The sequence below is a fragment of the Oleiphilus sp. HI0132 genome, assembly GCF_001635845.1.
Window position 1 is genome coordinate 1 of record NZ_LWGJ01000133.1, and the last position, 978, is coordinate 978.

Annotated in this window: 1 protein-coding gene; it reads left to right on the forward strand. The window is 46.2% G+C overall.

Annotated features, from left to right (window positions below):
• On the forward strand, positions 1 to 763 hold a 763-nt coding region (locus A3766_RS01700), incomplete at its 5' end, for a pyruvate, water dikinase regulatory protein (RefSeq protein ID WP_068641539.1).
• Between the last annotated feature and the right edge of the window lie 215 nt (positions 764 to 978).

The window sequence follows — 978 nt, forward strand, 5'->3', positions numbered from 1 at the left end:
AGCGTTAGGCGTCAGTTTATTAACACGATTTGAAGAGCATGAATTCGAGAAAGTCACGCTTCCTTACGTTGATAGCATTGAAAAAGCCCTCGAAACGGTCGAGAAAATTAATGCTGCGGCGGAGTTAAATGGCGCGAAAGCTATTATTTTCGACACCATCGTTGATGATGGCATCAGAAAGATCATCAAAAAGAGTAATAGCTTGATGATTGATATTTTCGCCGCTTTTCTAGGGCCGCTGGAACAAGAGCTCGGCGTTCGCTCTTCTTATCAGGTAGGTAGAACACGCATTACTAAAAATACCCGCTATGACCAAAGAATAGAGGCTATTAACTACGCACTCGACAATGACGACGGTGCTCGCACCAAACTCTATGACCAAGCGGATGTGATATTGACCGGCGTATCGCGCAGTGGCAAAACCCCTACTTGTCTCTATCTTGCAATGCAGTACGGCATTAAGGCGGCCAACTATCCAATTACCGAAGAAGATATCGAAGACCAAAAGCTGCCCGCCTCTTTACGCCCCCATAGAAACAAGATTTTTGGCCTGACTATTGAGCCTGACAGGCTTGCCGCCATTCGCCATGAACGACGCGCTAACTCGCGTTACTCTTCAGCAAAGCAATGTAATTATGAAGTTGAAGAGGTTGAGCTAATGTATCGCAGAGAAAGGATTCCCTTTTTGAATACGACACATTACTCGGTTGAAGAAATTGCTACCCGCATCATGGTGCAATCGGGTATTGAGCGACGCTGCTAGCCATAACGCTAGCAGTACCTGTTTAGCACTTTTCTGCTTTTAGCGTTTAGAGTTCTTTAATCTCTAAACCCAGTCCTTCAAGCGCATCTCGCTGACTTTGCTGGCTAATCACCGCAACACTCGCTAAGTCTGGCTGCAGGTAAGTCTTGGCAACACGCTGCAGATCATCAATTGTGACCGACAAAACTTTCGCCCTAAATGCTTCGCGATGCTCC